Annotated in this window: 24 protein-coding genes and 1 riboswitch; of the genes, 20 read left to right on the forward strand and 4 right to left on the reverse strand. The window is 57.2% G+C overall.

From position 1 onward, the window contains the following. Positions 1 to 5 precede the first annotated feature (5 nt). A complete protein-coding gene (locus J4772_RS09550; RefSeq protein ID WP_247741062.1) occupies positions 6 to 1,403 on the forward strand; it encodes a DUF5808 domain-containing protein in 1,398 nt (465 codons plus the stop codon). A gap of 229 nt (positions 1,404 to 1,632) precedes the next feature. Here the strand turns inward: J4772_RS09550 and J4772_RS09555 are convergent, their stop codons facing one another. Together J4772_RS09555 and J4772_RS09560 are read right to left on the reverse strand one after the other, a co-directional pair. After that, the gene (locus J4772_RS09555; RefSeq protein ID WP_209075045.1) at positions 1,633 to 1,986 is read right to left on the reverse strand and encodes a hypothetical protein; all 354 of its coding nucleotides are present in this window, start codon (positions 1,984 to 1,986) and stop codon (positions 1,633 to 1,635) included. An 87-nt stretch (positions 1,987 to 2,073) separates the two neighbouring features. After that, positions 2,074 to 2,973, reverse strand: a complete 900-nt coding sequence (locus J4772_RS09560; RefSeq protein ID WP_209075046.1) for an ArsR/SmtB family transcription factor — start codon at positions 2,971 to 2,973, stop codon at positions 2,074 to 2,076. A 160-nt stretch (positions 2,974 to 3,133) separates the two neighbouring features. Between J4772_RS09560 and J4772_RS09565 the strand changes: the two genes are divergently transcribed. Next, on the forward strand, positions 3,134 to 4,894 hold the full coding sequence (locus J4772_RS09565; RefSeq protein ID WP_247741063.1) for a glycoside hydrolase family 2 protein: 1,761 nt from the start codon (positions 3,134 to 3,136) through the stop codon (positions 4,892 to 4,894). Between the two features lie 102 nt (positions 4,895 to 4,996). On the opposite strand, the gene J4772_RS09570 is transcribed toward J4772_RS09565, so the two are convergent. Then, positions 4,997 to 5,848 carry a metal-dependent hydrolase gene (locus tag J4772_RS09570; protein ID WP_247741182.1) on the reverse strand — a complete coding sequence of 284 codons (852 nt, stop codon included), beginning with the start codon at positions 5,846 to 5,848 and terminating at the stop codon, positions 4,997 to 4,999. A 216-nt stretch (positions 5,849 to 6,064) separates the two neighbouring features. On the opposite strand from J4772_RS09570, the gene J4772_RS09575 reads away from it, so the two are divergent. The 3 genes from J4772_RS09575 to efeB are packed head-to-tail and all read left to right on the forward strand — an operon-like array spanning position 6,065 to position 10,072. After that, complete coding sequence (locus tag J4772_RS09575) at positions 6,065 to 7,594, forward strand: FTR1 family iron permease (RefSeq protein WP_209075049.1); 1,530 nt, start codon at positions 6,065 to 6,067, stop codon at positions 7,592 to 7,594. Between the two features lie 23 nt (positions 7,595 to 7,617). Further along, the gene (gene efeO, locus J4772_RS09580) at positions 7,618 to 8,823 is read left to right on the forward strand and encodes an iron uptake system protein EfeO (RefSeq protein ID WP_209075050.1); all 1,206 of its coding nucleotides are present in this window, start codon (positions 7,618 to 7,620) and stop codon (positions 8,821 to 8,823) included. A gap of 13 nt (positions 8,824 to 8,836) precedes the next feature. Further along, positions 8,837 to 10,072 (forward strand): iron uptake transporter deferrochelatase/peroxidase subunit, encoded by a 1,236-nt coding sequence (efeB, locus tag J4772_RS09585; RefSeq protein WP_209075051.1) that lies wholly within the window; start codon positions 8,837 to 8,839, stop codon positions 10,070 to 10,072. 15 nt (positions 10,073 to 10,087) lie between these two features. Here the strand turns inward: efeB and J4772_RS09590 are convergent, their stop codons facing one another. Next, positions 10,088 to 10,936 (reverse strand): metallophosphoesterase, encoded by an 849-nt coding sequence (locus J4772_RS09590; RefSeq protein WP_209075052.1) that lies wholly within the window; start codon positions 10,934 to 10,936, stop codon positions 10,088 to 10,090. A 170-nt stretch (positions 10,937 to 11,106) separates the two neighbouring features. Between J4772_RS09590 and J4772_RS09595 the strand changes: the two genes are divergently transcribed. From J4772_RS09595 to cbiB, 15 genes are all read left to right on the forward strand, one after another. Further along, positions 11,107 to 12,381, forward strand: coding sequence for a methyl-accepting chemotaxis protein (locus tag J4772_RS09595; RefSeq protein ID WP_209075053.1), 1,275 nt, complete (start codon positions 11,107 to 11,109; stop codon positions 12,379 to 12,381). A gap of 86 nt (positions 12,382 to 12,467) precedes the next feature. Beyond that, positions 12,468 to 13,247 (forward strand): NUDIX domain-containing protein, encoded by a 780-nt coding sequence (locus tag J4772_RS09600; protein ID WP_247741064.1) that lies wholly within the window; start codon positions 12,468 to 12,470, stop codon positions 13,245 to 13,247. A 152-nt stretch (positions 13,248 to 13,399) separates the two neighbouring features. Next, entirely contained in the window at positions 13,400 to 13,942 is a 543-nt protein-coding gene (locus tag J4772_RS09605) for a cysteine hydrolase family protein (protein WP_209075054.1), read from the forward strand. Between the two features lie 29 nt (positions 13,943 to 13,971). Next, positions 13,972 to 15,417: a nicotinate phosphoribosyltransferase gene (locus J4772_RS09610; protein WP_209075055.1), complete on the forward strand. Its 1,446-nt coding sequence runs from the start codon at positions 13,972 to 13,974 to the stop codon at positions 15,415 to 15,417. Positions 15,418 to 15,533: 116 nt separating this feature from the next. Beyond that, positions 15,534 to 16,376, forward strand: a complete 843-nt coding sequence (locus J4772_RS09615; protein WP_209075056.1) for a DegV family protein — start codon at positions 15,534 to 15,536, stop codon at positions 16,374 to 16,376. 86 nt (positions 16,377 to 16,462) lie between these two features. Then, positions 16,463 to 16,654: riboswitch (cobalamin riboswitch) on the forward strand. 174 nt (positions 16,655 to 16,828) lie between these two features. Then, positions 16,829 to 17,851: an ABC transporter substrate-binding protein gene (locus J4772_RS09620; RefSeq protein WP_209075057.1), complete on the forward strand. Its 1,023-nt coding sequence runs from the start codon at positions 16,829 to 16,831 to the stop codon at positions 17,849 to 17,851. A 1-nt stretch (position 17,852) separates the two neighbouring features. After that, complete coding sequence (locus tag J4772_RS09625; RefSeq protein WP_209075058.1) at positions 17,853 to 18,911, forward strand: FecCD family ABC transporter permease; 1,059 nt, start codon at positions 17,853 to 17,855, stop codon at positions 18,909 to 18,911. Beyond that, on the forward strand, positions 18,908 to 19,690 hold the full coding sequence (locus tag J4772_RS09630) for a heme ABC transporter ATP-binding protein (RefSeq protein ID WP_209075059.1): 783 nt from the start codon (positions 18,908 to 18,910) through the stop codon (positions 19,688 to 19,690). Before J4772_RS09625 ends, J4772_RS09630 begins: the two co-directional genes overlap by 4 nt. Positions 19,691 to 19,695: 5 nt before the next feature. Beyond that, positions 19,696 to 20,748 (forward strand): nicotinate-nucleotide--dimethylbenzimidazole phosphoribosyltransferase, encoded by a 1,053-nt coding sequence (cobT, locus tag J4772_RS09635; protein WP_371822891.1) that lies wholly within the window; start codon positions 19,696 to 19,698, stop codon positions 20,746 to 20,748. After that, positions 20,745 to 22,385, forward strand: coding sequence for a cobyric acid synthase (locus tag J4772_RS09640; protein ID WP_209075061.1), 1,641 nt, complete (start codon positions 20,745 to 20,747; stop codon positions 22,383 to 22,385). Before cobT ends, J4772_RS09640 begins: the two co-directional genes overlap by 4 nt. Continuing rightward, a complete protein-coding gene (cobD, locus tag J4772_RS09645) occupies positions 22,382 to 23,503 on the forward strand; it encodes a threonine-phosphate decarboxylase CobD (protein WP_209075062.1) in 1,122 nt (373 codons plus the stop codon). Before J4772_RS09640 ends, cobD begins: the two co-directional genes overlap by 4 nt. Beyond that, on the forward strand, positions 23,500 to 24,048 hold the full coding sequence (locus J4772_RS09650) for a bifunctional adenosylcobinamide kinase/adenosylcobinamide-phosphate guanylyltransferase (protein WP_209075063.1): 549 nt from the start codon (positions 23,500 to 23,502) through the stop codon (positions 24,046 to 24,048). The genes cobD and J4772_RS09650 overlap by 4 nt, the downstream gene beginning before the upstream one ends. After that, a complete protein-coding gene (gene cobS, locus J4772_RS09655) occupies positions 24,045 to 24,800 on the forward strand; it encodes an adenosylcobinamide-GDP ribazoletransferase (protein WP_209075064.1) in 756 nt (251 codons plus the stop codon). Before J4772_RS09650 ends, cobS begins: the two co-directional genes overlap by 4 nt. Then, positions 24,797 to 25,510, forward strand: coding sequence for an adenosylcobinamide amidohydrolase (locus J4772_RS09660; protein WP_209075065.1), 714 nt, complete (start codon positions 24,797 to 24,799; stop codon positions 25,508 to 25,510). Before cobS ends, J4772_RS09660 begins: the two co-directional genes overlap by 4 nt. Next, positions 25,511 to 26,530, forward strand: a complete 1,020-nt coding sequence (gene cbiB, locus J4772_RS09665; RefSeq protein ID WP_209075066.1) for an adenosylcobinamide-phosphate synthase CbiB — start codon at positions 25,511 to 25,513, stop codon at positions 26,528 to 26,530. Positions 26,531 to 26,575 lie beyond the last annotated feature (45 nt).

Consider the following 26,575-nt stretch of genomic DNA (forward strand, 5'->3'; position numbering starts at 1 on the left):
AAGAGTTGATCGCTATTCTTACTCCGGTTTTTTTGATTACGGCCGCTATTTGCTTTATCGTCATGATCGTTACCTATAGACCGCAAGCCAGCTATAGGAAGGGAATGCTGTTTGCTATTTCCTTGCCCGAGCATGCCATAGTCCATGACGGAATCCGTGAAATTCAGGCTGGTTTTAAGCGGCGTTTCGCGCGTGCGAACTGGCTTATGCTGCTTTTACTCGTTCCTGTGGCGATCCTTTATGCGTTGCCGGCCTATCAAACGATTTATTATTTGTTGTGGATTTGCGTCTATTTTGTGGTCGGGACTGTGCCGTTCAGACGGGCATTCCGGGAGATGCTGGCGCTTAAGCGGGATAACGATTGGTTTGTCGGAGAGAAGCGGGTCATTCAGAGCGATCTGCGCGTCGCCCAGCTAAAAAACCGCCGTTCGGCGCCCGTGGCGCTGTTCGCGATTCCCGCGGCAATGTCGGCGGGGCTGATGGTATGGAATGCACAAGAAGGCTCCGATTTTATCGGTCTTGGGGTTGCTGCCGGGTTGGTTACCGTCTTATTCCTGCTTATCTCTCTCGGAACTAGAAGAGCGAAAGCCAGAGTATACAGTATGAACAGCGATGTCAACGTAAGCCTTAATCAGGCGAGGCGGCGCGCCTGGTCTTATTTGTGGCTGATGATGGCCATTGTCGAAAATATCCACGTTGCGCTCATCTATCAGGCCGCCGCTAACGGCAGCGAGGATGGGTTGGGCGTGTGGCTCACGATTACGCTGGCTTTTACGGTAATTCCGCTTGGTTCAATCTTGTATGTACATCGCAAAGTACGCGCTCTCGAACAAGAGCTGCTGGAGCAGGACGACAAAATCGTCTACACGGATGACGACGAGTATTGGGCTAACGGTTTCACCTACCATAATCCTAACGATAAAAGCTTGCTTGTCCCGAAAAGAATCGGCATAGGCGAAACGATCAATACGGGCACGTTGGCGGGCAAGCTAATTGCAGGAGGAGTTTTGGGGCTGCTGGCGGCAGTCGTTGTCGGAGTGTCGTTTATTCTTATCCGATCGGAGCTGACTTCCCCGACGATGACTTTGATGCCGGACAGTACGGTAAGCATCGATTATCCGATGTACTCCTTCGACTTCAGCCTTTCCGACATAGAGGAATTATCTCTGGTCGATGAAATTCCATCCGGCACTAAATTAAACGGGGAAGCGACAGGTACGCAAGCACGCGGACATTTTCGCCTGAAAGGGCTTGGCAAAACACGGCTGTACGTGTTCAAAAACAATCCGCCCTACATCCGCATCAAGCTGGATAAGGTCTACATTTTCTACAATGACAAGGATCCGCTTCGTACGGCGGAGCTTTTTGAGGAGCTTGCACGATCGGCTCCCTCCTCAAAATAAAAACTATTATAAGAGTATATGGACGACTGGCGCATCTAAATGGAATTCCGAGATTGTTGCTACATTTAGGTACAAATACTTATTCTCCTTTAACAGCAAGAAATAAATCTGTCTCTAATGTTACGCAAGATATCATGGAACAACTAGTAATGAGGTCTTTACTGAGTCGAAATTAATAGAAGAATCAGGGTTGAAACGATAATTGAATTGGGGAATGAAAACAGCGGCTTTAAGCCGCTGTTTTCATTCCATCCATTTTTAATGCTTTTAAGAAGGTATCATCTTTCAATACAGCGATCGATTCGTTTGCCTCAATATTTTTAATTTTGAATAGTTTGGTTCCTTTCTTATACTTGTTAGAAAATAAATTCGGCAAATGATCGCTTTCATGGGTAGAATGTTTCTTTATGGTTCCAATTTGTTCCTCAATTTCATAAACAATTTCATTTGTTACTTTGTATACCGCATTATCCCACGTTACAACATCGAATGCCCAACTGTGGAGATCATCTTGTTTTGCGTTTGAACATGACGTGCAAAACAACATGGCAACAATAAATGTTAATATTTTAATATTTTTCAAATTATCCTCCTGAAAAGGATTATTGTCTTTATGTCACTCTGCTCCGTATTTTTTTAATATGCCTCATCTGCAGGGGGCGACGACAATTTAATAATGAACCGTCACTTCGATCTCCTGATCGTAGTTGCCGAATTGTCGGCCGAACAGGCTGACACCGCCGGGATGCTCGGCGTCCTCGCGGCTGGCGATGCGGAAGCGAAGATCTTCTCCGTAGCGTATGCCTAAATCGGAGAGGGTCGTATCGGACAGATATACCCCGTCCAGGTAAGTTCCGTCCGACCGGACCGCGAGCGTCTTCAACAATCCGTGCTGCGTGCCCATATTCCACCAGGCCGGCGTGTGCGCTCCGCGCTGGCTTCCATAGTCGCCGGGACAGGTCCATACGCCAATGACGACGCCGTTGATCGAGAAGGTAATGTCGGAGGGCCAATTCTCGTTGTAGCCGGGAGCCTCGGAGCACAGCTCCAGCGACAGGCTGAGGCTTTGCGCGTTCTGGCTGCCGACGAGATAGTTGGGAATCCGGTATTCGACGAAGCCGCTGGCGAACCACAGATGCTTGGCTTTCACGCGTTCCGGATCGGAGAAGTAGCGGGGGTCGTCCACCATTCCGATCAAGGCTTGCTCCGAGGTTAACCCGCAGGTAGGCTTCACTTGAAAATCGGAAAACTGGCCGATCGGTACGGATACCGAATACTGACGGAGGTCCTTCGCTTCGGGCGTCCTGAACTGCAGCGTTACCGTATCGGGCAGCAGGCGGCATACTTTCTGTCTCCCTCTCAGCCCCGATAGGCTTTCCGTCCCTACAATCCCCGCGTCTTCAAGCTTCTGAATATGCTTGGTAATAATGGCCGAAGAAAGCTCCAATTCAGCGGCAAGCTCCTTGATGTTCATCGGTCTTACGTTCAGCAATTCGATCATGCGCAGCCGGGTCTCGGAGGCGAAGCATTCGAAATAAGCCGTATTGCCGGAATGGACTTGTATGATCATAACAATCTCCTCGCATGTATTCCTTTCATTATATAACTCAAAAGTTAATTAAACAATTGAGTATTGACTAAATTAGCTGATTATTCGATAATATGAGCTGTATAATAAATCGTTAAGTTATTTAGTTAATTAAATAGTTAATGATATGGAGGATGAGAGCATGACGACAAAATATCGACAGGAGCATCCGCGCCCGCAATTCGAGCGCGCGGGTTGGATCAATCTGAACGGTGAATGGGAGTTTGAATTCGACGATGGTCGTATCGGGGACAAGGAGCATTGGCATACGGGCGACAAGGAGTTGTCCCGTCGCATTCAAGTTCCGTTCGCTTTCCAAAGCAAGCTGAGTGGCATCGGCGATCCCGATTTTCACGATACGGTCTGGTACAGAACCTCCTTCGAGCTATCCGCGTCCTTCTCCGGCAAACGCACGATTTTGCATTTCGGAGCAGTTGATTACGAGGCGTCGGTATGGGTGAACGGGAAGCTGGCCGTTAAGCATGAGGGCGGCCATACGCCTTTCAGCGCCGATATCACGGATATGATTAATCCGAGCGGCGCCAATGCGCTTGTCGTCAAAGCGGTAGACTACAGCCGCGACGTTACGCTTCCTCGGGGCAAGCAGTACTGGCTCAAGGATTCGGCGAGCATCTTCTATACGCGAACGACCGGCATTTGGCAGACCGTATGGCTTGAGGCGGTCGGACAAACCTATATGGACAAAGTGCGGTACACGCCGGACATCGATCGCAACGATATCGAAATGCGGGTGTTTTTCGGCGGCTTGGCGGACAGGCCGGAAAATCTCACGCTTGAAATCGACATTTCCTTCCAAGGCGCTCTCGTCGCTCGCGACATCGTAAAGGTAAACAACGAGGAGGAGACGAGAACGATCCGGCTGACGGATTTCAACGATCATTCCCAAGGCCGCTGGTGGTCGCCTGAACGTCCGAACCTGTACGACGTCCGCTACACTTTGCGGGACGGCGACGTTGCGATCGACGAAGCTTCCAGCTATTTCGGCATGCGCAAAGTATCCGTCGAGGACGGAAAGTTCTGCTTGAACAATCGGCCTTATTTTCAGAAGTTGGTGCTCGACCAAGGGTACTTTCCCGACGGCAATCTGACGCCGCCTAGCGACGAAGCGATCAAGCGGGACGTCGAGCTGACGAAGGAGATGGGCTTTAACGGGGCGCGCAAGCACCAGAAGCTGGAGGACCCGCGCTATCTATATTGGGCTGATAAGCTGGGGCTGCTCGTCTGGAGCGAGGCGGCTAACGCGTATCAATATTCGGAGAAATACGTGCGCCGTTTCGTAAACGAATGGCAGGAGTCGATGGAGCGCGATTACAATCATCCATCCATTGTTGCATGGGTGCCGCTTAACGAAAGCTGGGGCGTGCCGAACATTCAGATCGACAAACGTCAGCAGCAGCACGCGTTAACGATGTATCATCTGACGAAGTCGCTGGACCCGATGCGGCTTGTCGTCTCCAACGACGGCTGGGAGCTGGTCGCAACGGACTTGTTCAACATTCACGATTACGAGTGGCGTCGCGAAGTGCTTGAGGAGCGCTATAGCACTCCGGAGAAGGCGATAAGCACGATGCCGGCGAATCGCAGGCTGTCCGTCAGCGGGCATGATTACGCGGGTCAGCCGATTCTCGTTACCGAGTTCGGCGGAATCGGCTACAAGAAGAGCGAATGGGAGGGCTGGGGCTACTCCGGAGCCGAGAACGACGAGGACTACGCGGAGCGGCTTCGCGCTGTCATTCATCCGCTGTTGAAATCGGGCGTCGTGCAGGGCATCTGCTATACGCAGCTGACCGATGTGGAGCAGGAGATTAACGGGCTGCTGACGTACGATCGCGTGCCGAAAATCCCGGTCGAACTGATCAAGCAGATTAACGAAGGGAAATAATCATCGGCGCCCCCAGAGGGGGTGGACGGCAAGTCGGAAGAGGCTGATTTACAAGCAGAGTTGCTTGAAAGCTTGTAGATCAGCCTCTTTCCCATTTCAGCACTACGGCTTAGGTACTTGAACGCTAAGCATCGAGCGCATGCCCGAGAAGCGAGGGTCGAAAATGCGGATTTCGTCGCCCGACTCTTGCGTCACTACGAATGGAGCGAATAAAAGCAAGCTTTTGGCGGACGGGTACTTCATTAAAGCTTCGACGTCCACCGGATCGATTCGGTGAGTGCGGACGGTCTCGCTTGCGCCGCCGATTTGGTGCCGACCTTCGACGACCTCGAGGTCTTTTTTCGCATAATACGATAGGCCTCCGGGATACCGATCCGCGCGAATGGCTACCCGATCGAAGCCTTCTTGCTTCAAGTCCGCGTATACGTAGGCGGAATGGGCGATCTGAAATCCGGCATAAAGCGCGGCCATCCCCCAAAATAGACGAAACAGCCTCGTTCGCTGCTTCTCTCTGCGGAAAAGCAGCAGGAAGGGGACGATCGCGGCCGCCATCACCCAGAACACATTCCCTTTGTTCGGAATAATGCCGATCGCATATCTGCGCGAGGTGAACGGCTCAAGCAATCCCGTCCCCCAGGCGTTCGTCCAATCGCTAATAATGTGCAGCAGCACTCCTGCGACAGCGGTCCAGAACAATCGTCGATCCTTCACGCGGAATATGGCCCAGGCCAGCAGAGAAAACATTCCCGCCCACACGGGGACCATGGCGAAGGAGTGGGTAATTCCCCTGTGCGACATTAAGTAGTCCGCGCCGGCGCGCGCCCATTGAATATCGATGTCCGGAATAACGCTTGAGCCGACGGAAGCTCCGAAGAAAGCCCACTTCGTCTTGACATCCATGTCCGTTTTTTTTAACGCCCCATAGATGGCGACTCCAAATAATGTGTGAGTCATATAATCCACTTTGCCGGCCTCCTCGTTGCTTTGTTCTTCTTCTTATATTCGCGTATTTGGCCAACTTATTCAATCTTGTGCGCCAACTTGAATTTTTTTGCAATTTCTCTATTGACACGCCTGTTTCCTTATGTCTATAATTTCATATGTAATTGAGAACTATTATCATCTAATGTGAGAAATGTCACATTTGCAACAGGCAAGGAGGCAGTCGAGATGGCCAAATCCGGCCGTGTGTCCGCCAGAACGTTGTTGGCGGCAGTAAGGGCGATCCTGTTGGTCGTACCTTTATTCGGCGTGCTTTCTTTTGCAATCGGCGCAGAAGCGTCGGCCGAACAAGACGCTTCCGCAAAGCAGGCGATCGCAAGCGTCGAAGAGATGATTTCCGGATTGGAATCGGATAATTCGGAAGGGGCGGCCGACAGCTTCAGCCGCGTCAAGAAATGGTGGACCGCAAATAAGAAGACGGTGAAAGCAAGCTCTCTCGATCTGTCGCTGGAGATTGATCGGCAGATCGCTAATCTTTCTCTCGCTTTGCTGAACGGAGAGATGCAGAGAGCCGCCGACGAAGCCGGGGCGCTGCGGTTCTCGCTGCGCAATTACGAGGACGGAGCCTACACTGGCAACGACGGCAAAGGGCGCATGTCGTTAGGTGCATACGTGTTGAAGCTTCGCGGGGCCGCGGATTTAATGAAGGGGGAGCGTTGGACGGAGGCGCAGGAGGAAGTGCGTCTGCTGCAGCGCCAGTGGCTGTCGGTCGAGGGCGATGTGGTCAGCCGTTCGCAAACCGTATACAACCATGCCGAGAGAGATCTCGTGCTTATGGACGCGTACTTGACGAATCCGTCCCAACGCGGGCAGGCGTTTCCGGTCGCGCAGCGGATGATCGAATCGCTTAATCCGCTTGTCGACGCGAGCTACTCATGGATTGATGCGGCTCTGATCCCGCTGAGGGAAGGGCTGGAGGCGTTGCTTGTCGTCGGAACGCTGCTGCTGTACGCTCGGAAATCGGAATCCGGCCGGGCGAAAAATTGGGTTGTAGGAGGCTCGGTCGCAGGCGTGCTGGCGAGCATCGGAATCGGCTTGGCGGTGTCGCTTCTGCTGTCCTCCGGGGCGTTTGGGCGCAACAACTCGCTAATCAACGGCTGGACGGGCGTGCTTGCCAGCCTGCTGCTGCTCTATGTCAGCTATTGGCTGCATCGCAATTCCGACGCGAAGCGCTGGGGGCAATTTCTGAAAAACGAGAGCGTGCGAGCGATGACAAACGGAAAAATGGCCTCCTTGGGGCTGCTTGCTTTTTTCGCCATCGTGCGCGAAGGGCTGGAAACCGTCATATTTCTTGTCGGGATGGTCGGTAAGTTGCCGGCGGGCGAGCTTCTCGGAGGAATCGCCGCAGGCTTTGGCGTTCTCGGCGTCTGCGCGCTGCTTATGATCCGGCTCGGAACGAAGCTTCCGATTCGGCCCGTCTTTCTCGTTTCCAGCGTCATTGTGTTTTATCTATGCTTCAAGTTTATGGGATCGGGCGTTCACAGTTTGCAGATGGCCGGCGCGCTGCCGGCGGCCGTGCACGATTATTTGCCGGAATACGGCGAGATCGGGCTGTTCCCGTCCTGGTACAGCACGCTGCCGCAATTGTTGTTTGTACTGGCTGCCGTTTCCGTCCTTGTCTTCCGCCGTTTGAGCGGCGCGAGCGGCAGGTCGGAACGCAAAGCCAAAATCATAAAGACGCCGATAGACGTCGAATAGTCGAAAATGGGGGAAACCGTACGATGAACAGAAACATCAAATTGACAGGCTTGCTGCTGGCTACAGGATTAGCTTTAAGCGCATGCGGTAATTCAAACAACGAGGGCGAGCCGTCAAAGACGGCGCAGGCGACCGCTCCGGCGACTGCCTCCGCAACGTCGGCAGCTTCAGGCGAAGCCGCAGGCAACGCGCTTACTCCGATTCAAGAAGAGACGGTCAAGCTGCAAGAGGAAACGAAGAAGCTTCAGGAAGCGATCCAGAAGCAGGATGCGGCTGCCGTGAAGAGCCTCGGCAAATCGATCAACGACATCTGGCTGGCATACGAGAACTCCGTCCGCCAGTCGTTCCCGCTCGAGTACACGGAGGTCGAGAAGTACGAGATGCCTATTTTCTCCGCGTCCGCCTACGATAAGATTGATTTTGCCGCGCTGGGAACGACGGCTGAGAAGCTGCAAACGGCGCTGGACAATCTGCTGAACGCCAAGGAAACGACAGGCAGTACGTCCGAACTGCTGACGAAGGCGGTAGCGAACTATAAGAAGTATGTCGAGGAGCAGGCCGATCAGCTGGTTATCCATACCAAAACGTTCGTCGAAGCGGTGAAGGCGGGAGACGCCGAGAAGGCGATGCTCGAATATCCGCAAGCCCGCGTCTTCTTCGAAAATATCGAGCCGATCGCCGAAAGCTTCGAGGACCTCGATCCGCGAATCGACGCGCGTCTCGCCGACGTCGAAGACGAGAACGAATGGACGGGGTTCCACCGGATCGAGAAGGCGCTGTGGCTGGACCGTTCCCTTGAAGGCATGGAGGTCTATGCGGATCAGCTGGTTAAGGATACGGGGGAGCTGCAGGCCAAAGTTAGAACGCTTGAGCTGGAAGCTCCGGCAATGGTCGCCGGTGCGATGGAGCTGCTGAACGAAGCGGCCATCTCCAAAATTACGGGCGAAGAGGAAATTTACTCCCACACCGATCTGGTCGATTTTGCGGCTAACGTCGACGGTTCGAAAAACGTTTATCTGGCCATCATTCCGGCGCTTAACGAGAAAAATCCGGATTTGGCCAACCAACTGGACAAACAATTCCAATTGCTTGAACAGACGCTTCGAGGCCACCAGACTGACGGGATCTATGTTTCTTACGACAAGCTTACGACTGAGCAGATTCGCGAGATCAGCGATCAGATCAGCCAGCTGTCCCAGCTGATGTCGCAGACGGCGAGCATTCTGTAAACGGGGGAGAAGCATGGAACGGGAGAAAGGAATGTCGAGGCGGGATTTTCTGAAAATATCCGCCTCTCTCGGCGCCGGACTCGCGATCGGCGCTTCCGGCATGGCGGCGATCGGCAAGGCGGTTCAACCCGCCGAGCCGGCTATCGCCGATAACGGAGGCTTGACGACGGAGGAACGGATTCCAATGTACGGGGAGCACCAGGCGGGTATCGTCACGCCTCAGCAAACCTATATGTATTTAGTAAGCTTTCGGATAACGGCCGCGGATCGTGCGGCCGTTATCCGGCTATTTCGCGACTGGACGAAATTTGCCGACCTCGGCACCGCCGGAAGCTCGATGAAGTCGGGAAGCAATCCGCAGCTTCCTCCCAGCGATACGGGCGAGACGCTCGATCTTCCGGCCGCGAAGCTGACCGTAACGTTCGGTTTCGGGTCATCGATGTTTCTTCAAGACGGCAAGGACCGGTTCGGACTCGCAAGCAAGCTTCCTCTCTATTTGCAGGATATTCCGCGGATGCCTCGGGACAATCTCGATCCGCTGATGTCCGGAGGAGACGTCTGCATCCAAGTGTGCGCGGAAGATCAGCAGGTGGCCTTTCATGCGGCCCGCAATTTCATCCGACTGTCGACCGGCTCGGCGGCGGTTAATTGGCTGCAGGAGGGATTTATTAGCGGGGGCGGCGGGAAAACCCCGCGCAATCTGTTCGGCTTCAAGGACGGGACGGCCAATCGCTTGCATGATACGCCCGGAGGATACGACAGCGTCGTATGGGCGGGGGACGGGGAGCCGGATTGGATGCGGGGCGGCAGTTATATGGCTTATCGCAAGGTGCGTATGCTGCTCGAGGTGTGGGACCGGTCGTCTCTCGCCGACCAGGAGGATACGTTCGGAAGATACAAGGAATCGGGCGCGGCATATGGGCGTAAAGAGGAGTTCGAAGAGGTCGATCCGTCGCAGCTGCCGGATCGGTCTCATGTGCGGCTGGCGAAGGAAACGAAGCAGCTTATTCACCGCAGAGGCTATTCGTATACGGACGGAGTCGATCCTCGCACAGGCAATATCGACGCGGGGCTCCTGTTCGTCAGCTACCAGCGCAATCCGGAGGAGCAATTGCTGCCGATGCTTAAGCTGATGCAGAGTCGCGACGCCTTGAACGAATATGCGGTTCATGTGGCCAGCGGCATGTTCGCTTGCCCCGGCGGCTTGCGAGAAGGCGAATATATCGGCCAACGCTTGCTGGAATCCTAAAAAGAAGCCCCTTGTTCATTCGCGTCGCAGAGTAAACACGGTCAGCTCTGGAGCGCAGAACAGCCGGATGGGGATGCGCGTCGTTCCGATTCCACGATTCACGTACAATCGGTAAGGTCGCTTGTCGCGGTGTCGACCGCCGATCCGGTACATGCCGCCGACGTATTTGCTTCCGAGCTTCGTACGCACGAGCGGACCGAGAAGCGGCAGGCGCACTTGCCCGCCGTGGCTATGTCCGGACAGCTGCAAGTCGATCGGATAACGAATCAGCCGATCCGCCATATCCGGCTCATGAACAAGAAGCACATGGAAACGATCGTCCTCCAAGCGGGCGATCGTTTTAGCTGCGTTAGGCTTGCCTAGCACGTAATCGTCCAGACCGGAGATCGTAATGTAATCCCCATCCGTATGCTCTATGCGCTGGGTCGAGTTAATCAGTACGGAGAACCCTCCCCGGCTCAGGAACGCTCCCGAGGAGCGGAGCTTGCGTTCGTAGCCGAAATCGTGATTGCCGTAGACGGCGAACTTGCCCAGGCGCGCCTGAATTCGCGCAAGTATTGGCGACGGGTCGTATTTCGCGATATTGTCGTTTCGCCGCGCATCGTGCAAATCCCCGGTGAATACGACCAGGTCGGCATGCAGCGAATTGACGGCCTCTACGAGCTTGCCCAGCCGTTTAAGAGAATACGCCGGACTGAGATGAATGTCGCTGAACTGCGCGATCGTGACTCCGTCGAAGCTTGGCGGGATGCGAGGAGAACGGATCGTATGTCTAACGATGCGCAATCGTCCCCGTTCTATGAAGAATCCGTATGCGCCTATGGCCGAAATAAGCAGTGACGCCGCGATGACTGCAATGATCATATCGTCTTCCTCCCTATCCTCTTAACTTACCACTGATGCCGCTTCGATAAAAGCGGAAGACGACGGCTGGCAGCTGGAAGCGTTCTAGGCTAAAATGTGAAGTAAGTCACAGTATCCATGTCGAATGCATGCTTCAATGAAAGCATATTCAGGCCACGAGGAGGAAGCTCATGAAGTCGAAGTTCGGAATCGTCAAAAAAATGGTAATCGGAATTACCGCGGTATCGGCAGTTACATATGCGACCAGCGCTTTCTTTCTCTTAGTACTTAAGGATATGTTCGACTTTATATCGGGATGGCTGTTTGTTCTTCTGACCCTGCTGCTCGGCATATTCTGGACGGGCCTGTTCGGCTTCTTCGCGGCAAAATGGCTGCTTAAGCCGCTTGTATCCCTGACCGATGCGGCGAGAGAAGCGGCGAAAGGGAATTTGCGAGCCAACGTATCGCCGCCCGCTTCGGGAGATGAAATGCAGGAGCTTGGCGAAGCGTTCGATAAAATGCTGGCGCAGCTGCGAGAGATGATCGACGGAATCAAGGAAAATACGCGGCTTACGGATTCTCACGTCAGGGAGCTGCAGGAAGCGGTCGGACAAGCGACCGGGCAGATCGAGCAGATGACGAACGAATCGGAAGCGATTACTTCCGGCACTCAGACTCAGGCTGAGTCTGCGGAACGGCTGCATCTCGACGCGGAGACGCTGTCGGCAGCCGCCGACCGGATGAGCGACGAGGCGGCCGTCGCCCGCGAGCGCGTCACGCAGATGAACCGAGCGGCCGCGCAAAGCGAGGAAGTGTTCAAGTCGCTTATCGGCGGCATGCGGCAGCTGTCCGAGCTGAACAGGGAAGCGATGGACGTCGTCGAGAAGCTGAGCGATTACGCCAAGCAGATCGGCACGATCTCCGACGTCGTAGGGGATATTGCGGATCAGACGCATTTGCTGGCGTTGAACGCCTCCATTGAAGCGGCAAGAGCGGGGGAAGAGGGACGCGGCTTTGAGGTCGTCGCTCAAGCGGTCAAATCGCTTGCGGACGAGAGCGCCGGATCGGTCAAAAACATCCGTACGTTGATTCGCCACATTCAGGAGGAAGTCGGCAGAGCAGTCGGCCATATCCGTTCCCAATACGAGCTGTCCGAACGCGAGGCGGAGGGCGGACAGAAGTTTGCGGCGGCCTTCCATGACGTGAACGAGGAGGCCCAGCAAGTGGTCGGCCTCGTCGAATCGATGGCGGCCGGCATTTCCCGTCAAGCCGAGCAGGCGACCATGCAGCTGAACGAAGCGCGTCGCGTCGCGACAGTGGCCGATCGTATACGGCTCGGGGCGCAGCAAGTATTCTCCGCGTCTCAGGAGCAGACGGCGGTTATGCAGGAAATTGCCGCTTCCACGGACTCGCTAAGGGCCAAATCCGCCGAGCTGAGAACAAAGACGGAATTTTTCCGTTCGTAGGGGATTTTGCTCATTGACAAATGTTTTATAAAAGGTCATTATGATATTATCAAATTGATCTTATCAAGAGAGGCAGGTGCGTTGCGTTGAACGCCGCTATCGAGGACGAGAATGCGTCCAACTATTCGACCGCTCGCTACCGTACTCCGGACGGCGCGCCTGCCGACATCGTCATCTTTACGATCACTTCCTCCTTGCGCAATCAGACGAAGAAGTCGCTGCCTATCCGCGAGCTGCAGGTGCTGTTGATCCAGAGGAAGAAGTGGCCCTTCGAGGGATGCTGGGCATTGCCGGGGGGCTTCTGCAACGAGGACGAGTCGGTCTACGAATGTGCGAAGCGCGAGCTGGAAGAAGAGACGGGCGTAGGGGAAATACATCTCGAGTACTTTAATGTGTACAGCGAACCGGGCAGGGATCCGCGAGGGTGGATGATCTCTCACGCCTTCTTCGCTCTGGTGAACGAATCGCGGCTGATCAACCGTAAGGCGGCGGACGACGCGTCCGACGTTCGGCTATTCCCGGTATCCGAGGCGCTGAAGCTGCCGCTCGCGTTCGATCATCTGAAGATCTTGCAGGATGCCGTGGAGCGCGTGCGGGATCGGATGCTGACGACGACGATCGCCAAGCAATTTCTGCCGGAGGAGTTTACGATCAGCGAGCTTTATCAAGTAATCGAGACGGTCGTGCCGGATTTTGAGGAAAAAAACTTTATTCGCAAAATTACGTCGACGCAGAGCCGAAAAGGGATACTGGAAGAGGCGATAGACGGCAGCGGGGAACGAAAGATGTCCAATCGTTATTCTCAGCGATCCGCTCAATTGTACCGGTTTACGGACAGTCAGCCGAAGCTGTCCATCTATGGCTGAGGGCGCCGAACGGCGCCTCGGCCGACGGGCTACATGAGGTGAACAATGCGTCCTCTCTTTGGGGGTGCCGCAAGCAGCTTAATCTGCGCTTTTTGCTTCCTTTGATATTGTCCATTTAATATTATCAAAATAAAACTTTAGGGGATGAGCCTATGAAAGCTTTGATCGTAATCGATTATACGGTAGATTTTGTCGTCGGCAAGCTTCCGGTTGGCGAGCCGGGGGTGGAGATTGAGATTCGGGTGTGCGAGCTTGCGCGGCGTTTTACGGAGCAGGGGGATTGGGTCGTAATGGCGGTCGACCTGCACGAGGAAGGGGATGCGTTCCACCCCGAAACTCGACTGTTCCCTCCCCATAACCTTCGAGGAACGGACGGTCGACGGCTGTACGGCAAGCTGGACGAATGGTTTGCCGAGGCGGAAGGCGCCGTCTACTGGATGGATAAGACGAGATACAGCGCCTTCTGCGGAACGGATCTGGAGCTGAGGCTGCGCGAGAGAGGCGTCGACGAAATTCATCTGATCGGCGTCTGCACCGACATTTGCGTGCTGCACACGGCCGTGGATGCTTACAACAAAGGCTTTCGCACCGTCGTCCATGCCGATGCGGTCGCCAGCTTTAACCCGCAAGGCCACGAGTGGGCGCTCGGACATTTTGAGAACGTGCTTGGCGCCGAAGTCGTGCGGGACTACTGACATCCAGGAATAATAAAGGAGCTGCAGCCATGAGCGAACCGAATTTGACGCTTCACACGGATAAATATCAGATCAATATGATGTACGCGCATTGGAAGCGCGGGACGCAGAACGAACGGGCCGTATTCGAGGTTTACTTCCGCAAGCTGCCGTTCGGCAACGGCTACGCGGTGTTCGCCGGACTGGAGAGACTGGTCGGTTACTTGAGCAAGCTGTCTTTTGGCGAGGAGGAGCTTCGCTATTTGCAGACGCAGGAGGAAGGCTACGACGAGGCTTTCTTCGACGAGCTGCGCAGCTTCAAGTTTAACGGCAGCATCGACGCGGTTCCGGAAGGGACGCTCGTATTTCCGAACGTGCCGCTTGTGCGCGTAGAGGCGAGGGTGTTCGAGGCCCAACTGATCGAGACGGCGCTGCTCAACTTCGTGAATTATCAGACGTTGATCGCCACGAAGGCGTCGCGGGTTAAGCAAGTAGCGCCGAACGAGCTCCTGCTCGAATTCGGCACGAGGCGGGCACAGGAGGCGGACGCCGCGATCTGGGGGGCGAGAGCCGCTTATATTGCCGGCTTCCATGCGACGTCGAACCTGCGCGCCGGAATGCGATTCGGCATTCCGACCGCAGGCACGCATGCGCACGCTTGGGTTCAAGGTCACGACAGCGAGGAGGCGGCATTCCGCGATTACGCCGAAGCTCTGCCCGATCATGTCACATTACTGGTCGATACTTACGATACGCTGAAGAGCGGAGTTCCCAACGCTATTCGTATCGCGCAAGAGCTGCAGCAGCGGGGCAAGCGTCTGAAAGGCATTCGTCTGGACAGCGGCGACTTGGCCTACTTGTCCAAGCGAGCGAGAGAGATGCTGGACGAGGCGGGCTTCCCGGACGTGAAGATCGTCGCGTCTAACGATCTGGACGAGAATCTGATCGCCGAGCTGAAAGCGCAAGGCGCGAGAATCGACAGCTGGGGAGTGGGAACGCAGCTCATTACCGCATTTGATCAGCCTGCATTGGGCGGAGTCTACAAGCTGGTGGCGAGAGAGCACGAGGGAGCCATGGAGCCGGTTATCAAAATCTCCGGAAACCCGGAAAAAATTTCGAATCCCGGCGTGAAAGAGGCTTATCGCATCGTGAACGCGGACAACGGCATGGCGGAAGCCGATTACGTGACGCTGCCCGGGGATAAGGACATTGCCGAGGGAAGGCCGCTCCGGCTGATCGATCCGCTCCATCCTCACCGGATCAAGCGCGTTGATCGCTATCGGGCGATTCCGCTGCTGCAGCCCGTCTACGCGAAGGGCAAGCTGGTCTATGGCCTGCCAAAGCTGGACGACATTCGCGACGAACACGTCAAGCAGCTCGCATTATTTTGGCCCGAACACCTTCGCAAGCTGAATCCGGAACCGTACCGCGTCAACTACAGTCCGGCCGTGCTGGAGCTCAAAGCCGAGCTGATCCGCAAGCATTTATCGGAATAAGGTCGCGGAGCCGTCCCATTCGGACGGCAGCCTGCTCTTCATTGCTTCAACCTACTATAAAATGATAGACTACTTAAAAAGCTGCGGCCCAGTCCGCCATGAAAGCAGGAAGCGTATTGAGCAAAATCAAGATAGTTACGGACTCGACCGCCGATCTGTCCAGCAGCGATTTGCGCGAGCATGGGATCGAGGTCGTTCCGCTATCGATCAGCATCGGCGGCGCGACTTATTTGGATAGAGTGAATATCAGCCCGACAGAATTTATCGAGAAAATGCAGGCGTCCCCCGAGCTTCCGAAGAGCTCGCAGCCGCCTGCGGGAGCATTTCTGGAATTATACGACCGTCTTGGCAGCGACGGCAGCGAGATTTTGTCGATTCATATGACCGGGGAGATGAGCGGAACCGTCCGTTCGGCCGAGATGGGGGCGGACATGTCGGAGGCGAACGTCACTGTCGTCGATTCCCGCTACATTTCGAAAGCGCTCGGCTTTCAAGTCGTCGAAGCGGCCGAGATGGCCAAAGCCGGCAAAAGCGTGAGCGAGATCGTGGAACGGCTGGACCGGATCCGTCGCAACACGCGGCTGTTCGTCGTCGTGGACACGCTCGACAATCTGGTCAAGGGCGGTCGAATCGGCAAAGGAAAAGCGTGGATCGGGTCGCTGCTGAAGATCAAAATCATCGCCAGCCTCGATGGAGGCGAATATACGCCCGTTGCCAAAGTTCGAACCAAGGCGCAGATCGTCGAATACTTGGCGAAGCAGTTCGCCGACGATGTCAAGGGCAAGGTGATCCGGGGAGTCGGCCTCGTTCATGCCGCCGGGCACGAATTGGCTTCCAAGCTGAAAGCAACGATCGTCGAGATGACGGGCTACGACAAAATCGGCATTGAGGATACGACGCCGATTATCAGCACGCACACGGGCGTTGGCGCAATCGGATTTATGTATTACTGCGAGTAGCTCGGAATGCGCTTCGGCAATAATGGTTGCATTCCCCTGCTTCCCCGGGCTATAATTCCAAGTGATTGGTAGCTTGCGGCAATTGAATAGACTCTAAATCTTAAGGTGCCCGATGCGGAAATCGCAACGGGTTAAAAGGGAAGCCGGTGCAAGTCCGGCACGGTCCCGCCACTGTGAAATAGGGACGGCCTCGATATGCCACTGTCCGATCGGACGGGAAGGCGGGGCGTGTCGCGAACCTATAAGTCAGGAGACCTGCCTTAAGATGCAGCAGACGAAATCCTTCGCGGATAAGGATACGGCTCACTCGGGAATGCATCACGTTCTTATGCGTATCGATTTCCCTGTTTGCTGACCCTCTCTCCGGATTTATGCGCAGAGAGGGTTTTTCGTGTCAGTCGTTCAATCGGTCAAGCTCCTCTTAAATAGAAATCGGGGAGAGATGGATTGTAATGGAGAACAAACGGATATGGAGTAAAATGGGATTGTGGCTGGCGGCAGCCCTGCTGGTGCTGGGTCTTGCCGCATGCGGCAGCAACGAGGACAAGTCGAGTCCGTCGCCTTCCGCTACCGAATCGGCTTCGCCAAGCGCTTCGGCCTCGCAGGAGTCGTCGCCTTCCGCGTCGAGCTCTGAGGAAACAGCCGCTTCGTCCGAGACGGTATATCCGCTGACGCTGAAGGACAGCACGGGAACGGACGTCGTGTTCGAACAAGCGCCCGAGCGGGTCGTTACGCTCGCACCTTCCGAGACTGAAGTGATGTTCGCGATCGGAAGCGGAGCGAAGGTTGTCGCGGTAGATAACTACAGCGATTATCCGGAGGAAGCGCAGTCGCTCGAGAAGGTCGGCGACATCAACACGAATCTGGAAGCTTTGCTTGCCGCGAAGCCTGACGTTGTGCTGGCGCATAGCGGTATGCAGGCAAACGTAATCGAGGAATTGCGCAAGCTGAACGTCAAAGTGTTCGCGTCTGATCCGAAGACGCTGGAGCAGGTAATGGAGAAGATCGGCACGGTCGGGCAAATCATGAACGCTCAGGAAGGCGCGGCGCAAGTGGTCGCAACGATGAAGGACGAGCTGAAGCGGGTAACCGACGCTCTGCAAGACGTTGCCGCCAAGAAGGTTTATATGGAATTTTCGCCCGGCTGGACAGTGGGCAGCGGCGAATATATGGATGAGATACTGACGCTTGCCGGCGGAGACAACGTGTCCAAGGAGAAGAGCGGCTGGTTCGAGGTCGATCCGGAAGCGGTCATCAAGTCGAATCCGGAAGTCATTCTTTACGCGCTTAACCCGAACTACGATCTCGGCATTCTGCAGGCGATCAAGGACCGTCCGGGCTTTGACGCAATCGACGCTGTGAAAAACAATCGGATGTTCGCTGTGGACGACAACTCGATCAGCCGCGTCGGCCCCCGTCTGACGAAGGTGCTGTACGATATGGCGAAAGCGATCCATCCCGACAAGGTGAAATAGGATGCGCGGCAAATTAACGATCTATATGGGAGGAGCCCTTGCGCTCCTCCTTTGTTCGATTATATTGAGTCTCTCCTTTGGCGGCGCGAGCGTGCCGATCGGCAAAGTATGGAGCATCCTGCTTCATCATATTCCGTACGCGAGCGAGCTGCTGGGGCTGTCTCCCGTCGCGGCGGGCGCGGCCGATCCGGACGAGACGATCATTATGAAGGTGCGCTTATCGCGTGTTGTGCTGGCCGTGCTCGTCGGAGCGGCGCTTGCGCTAGCCGGGGCGGGCTTCCAGGGCGTGCTGCGCAATCCGCTGGCCGACCCGTATACGCTCGGCGTGGCGACGGGCTCTTCGGTAGGAGCGGCGCTGCTGATTTCGTTCGGCCTGCAGGTGTGGATCGGCCAATGGACGATTCCGGCGGTATCGTTTCTGACCGGCTTATGCACTTTATTTATCGTTTTGCGTCTGGCCTACCACAAAGGCAGAATGGAGCTGGAGACGCTGATTTTGTCCGGCGTCGTCGTACAGGCTTTTTTCGGATCAATGGTATCGTTCATGGTGTCGCTCTCGAAAAATACGGTTAACGAGATCGTCTTCTGGATGATGGGGAGCTTGTCGATGCGCGGCTGGAATCATTCCTTGATCGTTCTTCCCTACGTCATCCTCGGCGCTATCGTACTGATCTCGCTGAGCCGGGAGCTTAATCTGTTCGCGCTCGGAGAGAGGCAGGCCATGCATCTGGGCGTTAACGTGCAGCGGACAAAGCTGATTGTGCTGATCGTCTCTACGCTGATGACGGCGGCGGCGGTCTCGGTATCCGGCGTCATCGGCTTCGTCGGCTTGGTCGTGCCCCATCTCGTGCGGCTGGTCGTTGGGCCGGACAACCGGATCGTCGTCCCCCTGTCGGCGTTTATCGGCGGCGTTTACGTGCTCGGGTCGGATACGATCGCGCGGCTGGCGCTCAGCCCGAAGGAAATTCCGCTGGGCGTCGTGACGGCGTTTATCGGCGCTCCCTTTTTCGCTTATTTGCTGTGGAAAAGGAAAACGAAGGGCGGGGAGGCGAGAGCATGATCGAGGCCAAAGCGCTCGATTTTCGGATCGGCGGAACGGATATTTTGCGCGGAGTGGACATTTGCGTAAGCAAAGGACAATTTTTTGGCATTATCGGCCCGAACGGGAGCGGCAAATCGACGTTGCTTAAGCTGTTGTCGGGGATCGAGCGGCCGCTGGCGGGAACAGTCGAGTTTGCGGGACGAGATCTGAACGCTTATCCCCGCAAAGAGCTGGCCAGATTGCTGGCCGTTCTGCAGCAGGACGCGCTGCCGCCGCTCGGCTACACCGTTCGCGAAGTCGTCGAGATGGGGCGCTACCCGTATCAGAGCTGGCTCGGCGGCGAGAAGGAGGATCCGGCGCAGCTCATCGACAAGGTGATGGAGCAGCTCGATCTGAAGAGGCTGTCGTCGCGGCAGGTCGCCGAGCTGAGCGGGGGCGAGCGGCAGCGGGCGGCGCTGGCCAAGACGCTCGTTCAGGAGCCGGGGGTTCTAATGCTGGACGAGCCGACGACGTTCCTCGATATCGGTTTTCAGCTACAGATGATGGATTATATTCGCGAGTGGCGGCGGGACAACGGGCTAACGGTCGTAGCGGTGCTGCACGATCTGAATTTGGCCGCGCAATATTGCGACAGGCTGCTTGTTCTCCACGGCGGCCGGGTGGCCGCCGTAGGCGCGCCTGCGGAGGTGCTCGTTCCGGAGCTGGTGGAAGAGGTGTACGGCACGATGCCGATCGTGCTTCCGCACCCGGACAACGGCGTGCCGCAAATTTTGTTGAGAGGGAGATTGGACGGATGACGAACATGGCGAACGAAATCCGGGATATCGCGGAGCGCATTCTTCCGCTTGACGAAGAGGCGATGCGGGCGGCGCAGGCGCGATTGGACAGCCTGACGAAGCCTCCGGGCAGTTTGGGCAAGCTAGAGGCGGCGGCTGCGCAGGCGGCCGGCGTTACCGGCGAAGCGATGCCGGATCTGTCGCGCAAAGCCGTTATCGTGATGGCGGGAGACCATGGCGTCTGCGAGGAGGGCGTCAGCGCCTTCCCGGCGGAGGTGACGCCGCAGATGGTGCTGAATTTTCTGAGCGGCGGGGCCGCGGTGAACGTGCTGGCGCGTCACGCCGGAGCGGACGTCGTCTGCGTGGACGTGGGCGTGAACGCCGACTTGTCGCATCCCCGGCTCATATCCCGCAAAATTCGCCGAGGAACGGCGAATTTGGCACGCGGGCCTGCGATGTCGCGGGAAGAGGCGATTGCGGCGATCCGCGTCGGGTACGACGTTGTCGCCGAGCTGGCCGAAGCCGGCACGCGGGTGTTCGCGACCGGAGAGATGGGAATCGGCAATACGACGCCAAGCGCGGCGATTCTAATCGCTCTCGGCGGCCTGACGCCGGAGCAAGCGGTCGGGCGCGGCACCGGCATCGACGACGAGCGACTGCTGCACAAGCAGCGCGTCGTCGAGCGGGCGCTGGCGGTCAACGGCGCCGATCCGGCCGATCCGCTCGACGTGCTCGCCAAGCTGGGCGGGCTCGAGATCGCGGGCCTCGTCGGCGTCATTCTGGGTGCAGCGGCCCATCGTTCGCTTGTCGTCGTCGACGGCTTTATCTCGTCGGCCGCCGCCTTAGTCGCCGCCAGACTCGCCCCGGCTTGTACGCCTTACATGCTTGCTTCTCATTTGTCCCTGGAACAGGGACATCGGAGCATGCTGGAGACGATCGGGCTGTCGCCGATGATTCATATGGATATGAGGCTGGGAGAGGGCACCGGCGCGGTGCTCGCTTTTCATTTCCTCGACGCCGCCGCGAATATTATGCGCGAGATGGCGACGTTCGAGAGTGCGGGAGTGTCGCAGGGATGACGAGCGGGAAGCAGAAGCGAGCCGGTGGGGGAGTCGAAAACGGGGGCCGGGATAAGAAGGCCGTCTCCCGGGTGCTGATGGTACAGGGAACGGCGTCGGACGTCGGCAAGAGCGTGCTGGCCGCGGCGCTATGCCGGATATTCGCCCAGGACGGCTGGAAGGTCGCGCCGTTCAAGTCGCAGAACATGAGCTTGAACAGCTATGTGACCCCGGACGGCAAGGAGATCGGCCGGGCGCAGGGCATGCAGGCCGACGCCTGCGGCATCGCGGCCACGACGGATATGAATCCGATTCTGCTCAAGCCTTCGTCGGATAGAACGTCGCAGGTCGTCGTTCACGGCAAGCCTTATCGGACGATGGACGCTTTCAGCTATCGAAGCGAATATTTGACGGAAGCGGGGGAGATTGCCCGCGCGGCGCTAGCCCGGCTGCGCGAGCGGTACGAGATCGTCGTCATGGAGGGCGCGGGCAGCCCTGCGGAGATTAATCTGAAAGATCGCGACATCGTCAACATGCGAATGGCCGCATGGGCGGACGCTCCGGTGCTGCTGGCGGCTGATATCGACCGGGGAGGCGTATTCGCCGCCATCGTCGGTACGCTGGAGCTGTTGGAGCCGGAGGAGCGAAACCGGGTAAAAGGCTTTGTCATCAACAAATTCCGCGGGGATGTCGAGCTGCTCAGGCCGGGGCTGGATTGGCTCGAGCAGCGCACCGGCAAGCCGGTCGTCGGCGTGATACCGTATATCCCGGAGCTGCGGCTGGAAGCCGAGGATTCGCTCTCTTTTCGCGCTCCTGCAACAGACGCCAGGAGGAACGGCGAACAGCTCGATATTGTGGCGATCCGCATGCCGCGCTGGTCGAACTTTACCGATGTCGATCCGCTGCTTGCCGAAGCGGACGTCTCCGTGCGATTCGTAACCGGGAAGGAGCAGTTTGGGTCTCCCGATGTGGTTATCGTGCCGGGTAGCAAAAATACGGCGGAGGATCTGCTGTTTCTAAGGGAAACCGGTCTCGATCGGCTTATTGTGGAGCATGTGGAGCGAGGGGGCTGGTTGACCGGTATTTGCGGAGGCTATCAAATGCTGGGAGAACGGCTTAACGATCCGGACAGGATTGAATCGGCTCATATGTCGCTTCCGGGACTGGCGGTGTTTCCGCTGGAGACGACGTTCGGTCAGGACAAGGTTACCGAGCGCGTGAGCGGTCGGGCGCAAGGCTGGGGAGAAGGAACGGCTGGTTCCGGCTCTGAACGGCAGGCGACCTTCGAAATCGAAGGCTACGAGATTCATATGGGGCGGACCGTCTTCACCGGTCCTGTCGCTCACCCCTTCAGCCTGGTTTCCGCAGCAGCCGGTGATGGCGCCTCGTACTTGGAAGGAGCCCGTTCGCCGAACGGCAGAGCTTGGGGAACGTACGTGCACGGCATCTTGCATAATGACGAATTCAGGCGCGATTGGCTCAATGCGATCCGCCGCTCGAAGGGCTGGCCGCCGTTGGCCGGGGAGCTGATCTACAGCCGGCTGCGGGAGGAAGAGTTCGATCGGCTGGCCGACCATGTACGGCGGCATCTGGACGTCCGCAAGCTATACGAAATTATGAACGAAAGCATGAACGAAAGCATGGGGGGATCGCAATGAAGACGAGCGACGGCGTTTTGGAGGCCTACGGACACGGGGGAGACCTGTGGACCGCCTCGGCGAAGTTCGGCGTTCGCCCGGGCGACTGGCTAGATTACAGCGCTAACATCAACCCGCTCGGTCCGCCGCCGCAGGCTTTGGAAGCGCTGCGGAGCGGACTGGCCGCAATCGTCAATTATCCCGATCCCGGTCATCGCGAGCTAAAGAAGAAGCTTTCGGCGAAGCTCGGCGTCGAACAGGAGAACTTGCTGATCGGCAACGGAGCCGCCGAGTGCATTGCGCTTGCGCTGTCCGGGCTGGACATTCGCTCGGTCGGAGTCGTTGCGCCGTGCTTCTCGGAATACGGACAGCTTGCCGAAGCGTACGGGGCGGAAGTGCGAACAATTATCGGACGGGAAGAGAACGGGTACAGGGCCGAGCCGGCCGAGCTGGAGCCGCTGCTCAAGCAGGTCGATTTGCTGTTCCTAGGCCATCCGAACAATCCGACCGGCCTAACCTATTCCTTGCCGCAGCTGCGGGAGATCGCCGAGCTGGCGGCAGAATGCGCGGCTTACGTTGTCGTAGACGAGGCATTCATCGACTTCATCGCGCCCGAGGAGCGTCAGACGCTGCTGCCGGAGCTGCAAAGCCATCCGCATGTTCTGCTGCTGCACTCGATGACTAAGTTTTATGCGATTCCCGGCCTGCGGCTCGGCTATGCGATCGCCGCCCCCGAGCTGATTCGCAGAATGGCGCGCAAGCAGGTAACCTGGAGCGTCAACGGCCTTGCGCTGCTTGCCGGACAAGCTTGCCTGCAGCCGGAAACCGCGGAGTACGATCGCAGGACAAGGGAGCTGGTTGCGGCCGAGCGGACTTATTTGCGGAGGGAAATCGATTCCCGGCTCGGGTGGCGGACCTGGCCCGGCGAAGCGAATTTTCTGCTGCTTGAGCTGTGCGAGAGGTGGACGGCAGAGCGGCTGCAGGACGCACTGGGGCCGAAAGGTCTGCTCGTGCGAAGCTGCGCCAAGTACGACGGGCTGACGGAGAGGCATATCCGAATCGCCGTGCGCGACCGTGTGGATAACGATCGGCTGCTGGCGGCGCTGGCGGAGGTTCATAAGGAGGGGGGGCAGCGATGAACATCGTGATGGTCAGCGGAGGCGTTCGCTCGGGCAAAAGCGCCTATGCCGAGCGACTTGTGCTTGAGCGTTCGTCGGCAGCCCCCGCCAAAGTGCTGTACGTCGCCACAGGTCTGCGTTGGGACGGGGAGATGGACGAGCGCATCGACAAGCACCTGGCTCGTCGTCCGGCCGAGTGGGATACGCTGGAAGCTGCAAGCGATTTGTCCGTATCGCCTTATGAAGATTACGACTTTGTGCTCGTTGATACGCTGTCCGCCTGGATCGCCAACCGGCTGATGGAGATCCCGGAAGAGCGGCTTGGGGACAAGAGCCTGGCACAGCGTATTTTGACCCGAGTCGATGAGTATATCGAGGCACTCGGAGCATCACGTCTGCGCGAAGCGGTTATCGTCACCGACGAGGTCGGCTGGGGAGGCGTGGCGCTGTCAACGCTAGGACGCCGGTTTCAGGACATTGCCGGCGAGGCGAACCAGCGTCTCGCCGCTCGGGCGGACGAGGCGGTCGTCGTCGTAAGCGGGCTGCCGTGGAGGCTAAAGGGATGAGCGCGTTTTGGCAGGCGGTCGGATTTCTAACGCGTTTTCCGGTGCCCAAACGGGCGCAAACGCTTGAAGGCTGGGAAGGCAGTCCAAAGTTTTATCCGCTTGTCGGCCTGCTGCTGGGCGCTGCTATTTGGTTGGCAGGATGCCTGGGGGGCTGGCTGTTCGGACACGTTTCTCTGCCGCTTGTCGCAGTCGTTGTCGTCGCTTTCTGGGTATACGCGACCGGGGCGCTTCATCTGGACGGCTGGATGGATCTCGCCGACGGGCTGGGCAGTCAGCGCAGCCGCGAGCGGGCGCTGGAAATTATGAAGGACAGCCGCGTCGGGGCGATGGGCGTAGTGGCGGCGATTGTGCTCATACTGCTTAAAGTCGCCGCCGTTCAGCAGTTGGCCGCAGCGGGAGCGTTGGCCGCGATTGCGGTTATCCCGGCGATGGCGAGGGCGGCGCTGCTCGCGGCGATTCGCTTTTTTCCATATATTCAGCAGCAGGGGCTGGGCAGCGGATTGCGCGCCGGGGTTACTCCGGCCGTTCTGCTCGTCAACGGTTTGCTCGTCGCGGCGGCATCCTTCGGCTTTGCAGATTGGCGCGGCGTTGTCGTCTTCGTCTTAGCGTTGCTTGCGGTTTGGCTGTTCGGCAGCTATATTACGCGCAGGCTCGGCGGATTTACGGGCGACGTTTACGGTGCGCTGATTGAAGGCGCAGAGACGCTTGCGCTGCTTGCTTTACTCGCATTAATGACCGGGAGGCACTTATGACACAACCTTTTCGCGGAGGCGCCGCCTCTTACTTGTCTCCGTTATGGCCGGAATTGAAAATCCGGTTCGAACGGGACCATCTGTCTGTCGAATGCGGCCACAGCTATCAGACACTCAGCAACGCCCCCTTCAGAGGAGGGCCGGTTCACGGAGAGCGCTTCGTCAATTGGAAGGTTCCGCTGAACTACGATTGCACCGATCCGGCGGAAATGATGCGCCAGGCGCTGAACGGCTGGGGCTACGATCCGCAGACGACGGTCGGGCTGCAGACGGCCGCGCATCTGACCCACGCCTCCTTCGCCGAGGAGGAGGGAGACGAATGTCGTTTGTTTGTCTGTGCCTCGGCCGGAACGGGCAATGCGGCAAGAGCGGGAGTGCTGCGCGAGACTTTCTCGGCATATGAGCCGGGGACGGTAAACATTATTCTCCTGATCGACGGCCAAATGACGGAAAGCGCAATGGTCAACGCCATCATCAGCGCTACGGAAGCAAAAAGCGCCGCTTTCGCCGATCTGGATATTCGCGATCATAGTCACGGATGCACGGCGACGGGAACGTCGACCGATGCCGTGCTGGTCGCCGTCAGCCAGTCGGAGAGCTACGGGCGCGTTCACCGCTACGCCGGAGTCGCGACGACGATCGGCAACGCTATCGGCAGGCTGGTCTACGCTGCCGTTCACGAAGCGGTCCGCACGCAAGGAGAACGTTAAATGAACATTGAGATGGCCATCGTGTTTTGCGCGTTTATGATCGACTTGGCGATCGGAGACCCGCGAGCGCTGCCGCATCCCGTCGTCGGAATGGGCCGCGTTATTTCCAAGCTGGAGCGACCGCTGCGAGCGGCTGCGGCCAGCCCGCTGCTGCAAAGGCTTGTCCGTCCGTTCGGCGGCTCTTCCGAAGATAGAGCGCTGAAGCTGGCCGGCCTGATCTATCCGCTCGTTCTTGTCGGAGGCTCCTTCTGTCTCGGATGGGCGATCTTATACTTGCTGAGCTTGCTTCATCTCTGGCTTGCCTACGGAGCGGCCGCCTGGATGATCTCGACGACGATCGCGGCCAAAGGGCTGGGAGACGCCGGGATGGACATCTATCGATTGCTTAAACAGGGCAAGCTGCCGGAAGCCCGCTATGCATTGTCGATGATCGTGGGACGGGATACCGATCAACTCGACGAGAGCGAAATTACGCGCGGCGCAGTGGAGACGGTGGCGGAAAATATCTTGGACGCTATTATATCCCCGCTGTTCTATGCGTTCATTGGAGGGGCGCCGCTCGCCCTCGCTTACAGGGCCGCGAATACGCTCGATTCCATGGTCGGCTACAAAAATGAGAAGTATCGTTATCTCGGCTGGGCGTCCGCCCGGTTCGACGATGTCGCCAACTGGATTCCGGCCCGACTGACCGCGCTCGCCATCGCGGCAGCTGCGGCGCTGCTCAGGCTGAAGGCGGGCGGAGCGCTTAGCACGGTTCGCCGCTATGCGCTTCTGCACCCGAGCCCGAACAGCGGCTTCCCGGAATCCGCCGTCGCCGGAGCTCTAGGCGTGCAGCTCGGCGGCTTGAACTATTACAAAGGCATTGCATCCGACCGCGCCAGAATGGGGGAGCCGCTGCATTCGCTGAAAGCCGACCACATCCGTCTGACGGTGCGAATCATGTACGTCTCCTCGATTATTTTTGTTATCGTCGTTTCCGGAATAGTCCTTGCTGTCGCTCGTCTATTTTCACATACATAATCTTCCTGCCGTATGCCCATACTGAGAACGAATAAATTCTCGGAA

The sequence above is a fragment of the Cohnella sp. LGH genome, assembly GCF_017671885.1.
Classification (GTDB): Bacteria; Bacillota; Bacilli; order Paenibacillales; family Paenibacillaceae; genus Cohnella; species Cohnella phaseoli.

Bases quoted from the DNA above. Each gene is read 5' to 3' on its own strand.
- cobS (WP_209075064.1), top strand. From the start codon at position 24,045: ATGAGCGCGTTTTGGCAGGCGGTCGGATTTCTAACGCGTTTTCCGGTG.
- J4772_RS09560 (WP_209075046.1), bottom strand. From the start codon at position 2,973: ATGATCATACAAGTCCATTCCGGCAATACGGCTTATTTCGAATGCTTC.
- J4772_RS09650 (WP_209075063.1), top strand. From the start codon at position 23,500: ATGAACATCGTGATGGTCAGCGGAGGCGTTCGCTCGGGCAAAAGCGCC.
- efeO (WP_209075050.1), top strand. From the start codon at position 7,618: ATGAACAGAAACATCAAATTGACAGGCTTGCTGCTGGCTACAGGATTA.
- J4772_RS09640 (WP_209075061.1), top strand. From the start codon at position 20,745: ATGACGAGCGGGAAGCAGAAGCGAGCCGGTGGGGGAGTCGAAAACGGG.
- cobT (WP_371822891.1), top strand. From the start codon at position 19,696: ATGGCGAACGAAATCCGGGATATCGCGGAGCGCATTCTTCCGCTTGAC.
- cobD (WP_209075062.1), top strand. From the start codon at position 22,382: ATGAAGACGAGCGACGGCGTTTTGGAGGCCTACGGACACGGGGGAGAC.
- J4772_RS09595 (WP_209075053.1), top strand. From the start codon at position 11,107: ATGAAGTCGAAGTTCGGAATCGTCAAAAAAATGGTAATCGGAATTACC.
- J4772_RS09625 (WP_209075058.1), top strand. From the start codon at position 17,853: ATGCGCGGCAAATTAACGATCTATATGGGAGGAGCCCTTGCGCTCCTC.
- J4772_RS09570 (WP_247741182.1), bottom strand. From the start codon at position 5,848: ATGACTCACACATTATTTGGAGTCGCCATCTATGGGGCGTTAAAAAAA.
- J4772_RS09590 (WP_209075052.1), bottom strand. From the start codon at position 10,936: ATGATCATTGCAGTCATCGCGGCGTCACTGCTTATTTCGGCCATAGGC.
- J4772_RS09605 (WP_209075054.1), top strand. From the start codon at position 13,400: ATGAAAGCTTTGATCGTAATCGATTATACGGTAGATTTTGTCGTCGGC.
- J4772_RS09630 (WP_209075059.1), top strand. From the start codon at position 18,908: ATGATCGAGGCCAAAGCGCTCGATTTTCGGATCGGCGGAACGGATATT.
- J4772_RS09575 (WP_209075049.1), top strand. From the start codon at position 6,065: ATGGCCAAATCCGGCCGTGTGTCCGCCAGAACGTTGTTGGCGGCAGTA.
- J4772_RS09660 (WP_209075065.1), top strand. From the start codon at position 24,797: ATGACACAACCTTTTCGCGGAGGCGCCGCCTCTTACTTGTCTCCGTTA.
- J4772_RS09620 (WP_209075057.1), top strand. From the start codon at position 16,829: ATGGAGAACAAACGGATATGGAGTAAAATGGGATTGTGGCTGGCGGCA.
- J4772_RS09565 (WP_247741063.1), top strand. From the start codon at position 3,134: ATGACGACAAAATATCGACAGGAGCATCCGCGCCCGCAATTCGAGCGC.
- efeB (WP_209075051.1), top strand. From the start codon at position 8,837: ATGGAACGGGAGAAAGGAATGTCGAGGCGGGATTTTCTGAAAATATCC.
- J4772_RS09610 (WP_209075055.1), top strand. From the start codon at position 13,972: ATGAGCGAACCGAATTTGACGCTTCACACGGATAAATATCAGATCAAT.
- cbiB (WP_209075066.1), top strand. From the start codon at position 25,511: ATGAACATTGAGATGGCCATCGTGTTTTGCGCGTTTATGATCGACTTG.